Annotated in this window: 1 protein-coding gene; it reads left to right on the top strand. The window is 35.2% G+C overall.

From position 1 onward, the window contains the following. Positions 1-5,135: AAA family ATPase (locus tag ACM03V_RS34130; protein WP_414625253.1), on the top strand; the 5,135-nt coding region annotated here is incomplete at its 5' end. Positions 5,136-5,308 lie beyond the last annotated feature (173 nt).

Genomic DNA, 5,308 nt, shown 5'->3' with positions numbered 1-5,308 from the left:
ATATCGTCATGAAGTTAATGGCAAAAAATGCCGAAGACAGATATCAAAGTGCTTTAGGATTAAGGTACGATTTAGAAGAATGTTTATTAAAAATAAAATCAACCGAAAAAATTGCAGATTTCTCCATAGCTCAAAAAGATATTTGTGACAGATTTATTATTCCAGAAAAATTATATGGTCGAGAAAATGAAGTTCGGCAACTACTAGAAGCATTTGACAGAGTAGCTAACCCCCTTGAATCTGAAAAGAAAGGGGTTGAGTTAATGTTAATTGAAGGTTTTTCTGGAATCGGTAAAACTGCGGTGGTTAACGAAGTTCACAAACCGATTGTCAAACAGCGCGGTTATTTTATCAAAGGTAAATTTGACCAATTTAATCGTAATATTCCTTTTTCAGCATTTGTGCAAGCTTTTCGGAATTTGATGGGACAGTTATTAACAGAAAACAATAAAACCATCGAACAATGGAAACAAAAAATACTTAAACTATTAGGAGATAATGCCCAAGTAATTATTGAAGTAATTCCCGAATTAGAAAGAATTATTGGTCAACAACCACCCGCTCCAGAATTATCTGGTAATGCTGCTCAAAATCGATTTAATTTATTGTTTCAAAAATTTCTGAAATTATTTACCAAAAAAGAACATCCGCTAGTCATATTTTTGGATGATTTGCAGTGGGTTGACTTGGCTTCACTAAAATTGATTCAATTATTAATGAGTGAAGGAGATTGGAATTATGTATTATTAATTGGTGCTTATAGAGACAATGAAGTATTTCCTACTCATCCCTTAATTAGTACATTAGACGAAATCAAAAACGCAGGGGCAATTGTAAATACAATTACCCTCAAACCCTTGAGCCAATTAAAATTAAATCAGCTAGTTGCCGATACATTAAAGTGTTCGGAAGATTCGGGATTTGCTCTTTCGCAGTTGGTACATCTTAAAACAGAAGGTAATCCATTTTTTGCAACTCAATTCCTCAAATCTTTACATGAAGATAACTTGATTCAATTCAACTTCTTAGAAGGGTGTTGGCAATGTGAGATTACACAAATCAACCAGCAAGCACTTTCCTCAGATGTAGTTGAGTTTATGATGTTTCAATTACGTAGATTACCAGAATCAACGCAAGATGTGTTGAAATTGGCTGCTTGTATTGGAAATCAATTTGATTTAGAAACATTAGCAACTGTTTCCGAACAATCTCAGATAGAAACAGCTGCTTGTTTGTGGAATGCCTTGCAAGCTGGTTTGATTTTACCCGAAAGCAATGTCTATAAGTTTTTTGTTGGTGCTGAAAATCAAACGGAAGATCGAGACAATTCAGAGACTGTTACATACAAATTTTTACACGACAGAATTCAACAAGCAGCTTATTCTTTAATTCCGGAAGACCAAAAGCAAAAAACTCATTATCATATTGGACAATTATTGTTACAAAAAATTCCACCAGAAGCTAGAGAAGAACGAATTTTTGAATTAATTAATCAATTAAATTATGGAATTAATTTCATAGTCGAACAAAATCACACAGATGAATTAGCACAACTTAACTTGATTGCTTGTCGTAAAGCAAGAGCCGCAACCGCTTATCAAGCTGCTCGCGAATATGCAGCTATCGGCTTACAATTACTTGGAGAAAATCCTTGGTTGCGACAGTACGAAATGTGTCTAGCATTTCATGATTTATGTACTGAATTAGCAATGTTGAGCGGTGACTTTGAAGTGATGGAAGAGTTGATTGAAAAAGTCATCGAACATTCACGCTCTTTACTAGAACAAGTTAATGTTTATCAAATTAGAATTCAATCAAGTTTTGCTCAGAATAAGCTAACCGAAGCCATTGCGATCGCCCAACAAATTTTACAACAGTTTAGAATTACTTTTCCTCAAAATCCTACACCCCAAGATATTCAACACAGTATTGCAGAGCTTAACGAACTGATTGGAGAACGGGAAATTGAAGACTTAGTTGACCTACCGATAATGACGGATGAAGAAAAACTCGCCATTATCCAGATTGCTACTAGCATCATGCCAGCAGCTTATCTTTCTGGATCTCCTTTGTTTCCATTGCTAATTTTATTGTCAGTCAAACTATCAATTAAGTACGGCAATACATTTATTTCAGGTTATGTGTATGCTAGCTATGCTGTTCTCCTGTGCAATTTCTTACAAGATGTGGATACAGCAACACAGTTCGGTCAATTAGCACTCCAAGTTGTCTCAAAACTCGGTAGCAAAGTAAGTAAGCCTCAAGCATTGTTAATTTTAGGAGTATATATTCTGCAACGTAAATCTCATATCCGAGAAATATTACCACTTTTACAAGAAGGTTATGCTACTGGATTAGAGCTTGGAAGCATAGATTTTGCCGGTCACAATGCCCACAATTTTTGTCACACTTCTTTTTGGTGCGGTCAGCCTCTTGCTAAGTTGGAGCGCGAAACTCGCAACTACTGCAATGGATTGGAGCAATTCAACCAATTGACCACAGCTAGTTATTGCCGAATTTACTGGCAACCTATTTTAAATCTGCTGGGGAGTACAGAGCATCCGACTATTTTGTCTGGGGAAGCCCTCAACGAAACAGAACTTTTACCTCAGCTACGTTCTGCGAATGACTCATATGGGCTATATATTTTCTATTTATATAAGCTGATGCTTTGCTACCTATTTGAAGAAATAGAATTGGCTCAAAACCATGCAGTTGAAATCAAACATTATCTGAGGGCTGGTGCTGGACTTGTCAGCGAACCGGCGTTTTATTTTTATGAATCTTTGCTTGCTTTGGCATCTGTGAATTCCGAATCAGTGCAGACATCAGAAATATTACAACGGGTTGAACAAAACCAAACCCAACTACAAGATAATTGGGCAAATTATGCTCCCATGAACCATCAACATAAATTTGATTTGGTAGAAGCAGAAAAATGTCGAGTTTTAAAGCAAAAATCACAAGCTCTGGAGCTATACGAAAAAGCAATTTCTGGAGCCAAAACTAATGGTTATAGTCAAGAAGAAGCCTTAGCCAACGAACTTGCAGCTAAATTTTATCTCGATTGGGATAAAGAGAAAATCGCCAGTGGCTATATGCAAGAAGCTTACTATTGTTACGCCCGTTGGGGAGCCAAAGCCAAAACCGATGATTTAGAAAAGCGCTATCCCCAACTGCTCAAACCTATCTTACAACAACGACAAGTTAACCTCAATCCCTTCGAAACAATAGCTGCCACTGGCTGGAAAGTAAGTTCTTCTTCGACTCGTTCTTCTACTACAGCTAGCACTAGTATTTCCGATGCTTTAGATTTTTCTTCTATTCTCAAAGCTGCTCAAGCAATTTCTAGTTGTATAGAATTAGATGAACTTGTTACTAACTTGACCAAAATTATTTTAGAAAACTCTGGAGCAAAAAAATCTGTATTAATACTTTCTCAAGATAATATTTGGCAAGTACGAGCAATTACTTCTATTAGTTACGATAATACACTACAAGATCAACTTCAAAATATTCTCATTTCCGAATCAATTGATATTAGTCAGCATATACCAACTAAAATAATTAATTACGTTAAAAATACCCAACAAACAATAGTTATCGATAACTGTCGAATAGATATTCCTGGGGTAATTGGCGAATACATGATGGAACATCACCCCAAAAGTGTATTATGCACGCCAATTATTAATCAAGGACATTTGGTAGGAATTTTATATCTAGAAAATCAAATTGCTTCTGGAGTATTTACCTTTGAACGTCAACAAATTATTAACTTACTTGCCTCTCAAGCTGCGATATCGATAGAAAATGCTCATTTATACAACCAACAGCAAAATAAGATACAGGAAATTTCTCAAAAAGAAGCAGAGTATCGCAGTATTTTTGACAATGTTAATAATGGATTATCAATTTGTGATTTAGAAACAGGAAAATTGGTTGCAGCTAATCCTGCTATTACTAATATTTATGGTTATTCTCAAGAAGAATGGTTGCAATTAATACCACCAGATTTTGTTCATCCCGATTATATCTATCTCTTCAATGACTATTTAATAACCTTAAGACAAGGAAAAGAATTTTATGCTCAGGGTATTGGCAAACGGAAGGATGGTAGTTTCTTTGATTTTGAAGTTAAAGCAGTATCCTTCATATATAAAGGAAAACAACATGGATTAACTATCGTTCAAGATATTAGCGAACAACAAACTGCACAGAGAGAACGCGAAACAGCCAAAGTAAAAGTAATTCAAAAATCTAAAGAATTAGAAAACGCATTACAAAATTTGCAACACGCTCAATTAAAAATAGTTCAAAGCGAAAAAATGTCCGCACTAGGTAACTTAGTTGCCGGGGTAGCTCATGAAATGAATAATCCTTTAGGCTTTATTAATGCTACTCTCAAACAAACCAAGCCAACCTTAGCTGACATCACCGAACACCTGCAATTATATCAAGAAAGTCTACCCGAACCAGGAGATGAGATTCTCGACCATGCCGAAGAAATTGACCTTGATTATAGCTTGGAAGACTTACCGAAGATGATTGATGCAATGGCGATGGCTTGCGACAGGTTAAAAAATATTAGCACCAGTTTGAGAACTTTCTCTCGTGCAGATAAAGATTATAAAGTTTCATTTAATATTCATGATGGTTTAGATAGTACTATTTTAATTCTCAAACATCGACTTAAAGCCGACGAAAACCGTCCCGCGATTGAAGTTATAAATGAGTATGGTAATATACCAAAAATAGAATGTTTTCCCGGTCAATTAAATCAGGTATTTATGAATATTTTGGCGAATGCAATTGATGCTTTAGAAGAATTTAATACTAACACCGGACGTAGTTTTGAAGAAATTAAAGCAAACCCTAATAAAATTACCGTTAAAACCTCAGTTGAAAATAATAATGTAAAAATATTAATTGCAGATAATGGTAAAGGGATGAGTGAAGAAGTGAAAACAAAAATATTCGACCATTTATTTACTACCAAAGGTGTTGGTCAAGGTACGGGTTTGGGATTAGCTATTGCCAGACAAATTATTGAAGAAAAACATGGTGGTAAAGTCAGTTGTAATTCTGTTTTAACTGAAGGTACGGAGTTTATCTTAGAGATTCCCGCGTTTTGAAATTGAGAATTTAGCACTTGTAAATAAAGATTAAGATTTTTATCTTAATATAAATTGATTCACGTATCTGGGAATACTAAGTGGGAAAGTAATAAGGTGATGGTGCTATGGTTCAGGTTCAAGTCAGTATTCCCGGTTATCAAGTCAGCGAAAAACTTTATGATGGTTCCAGA

It is taken from the genome of Calothrix sp. CCY 0018, assembly GCF_963920925.1.
Classification (GTDB): domain Bacteria; phylum Cyanobacteriota; class Cyanobacteriia; order Cyanobacteriales; family Nostocaceae; genus Rivularia.
Note: the sequence above shows the minus strand (reverse complement) of the source record. Positions and strands in the feature narration are given on the sequence as shown.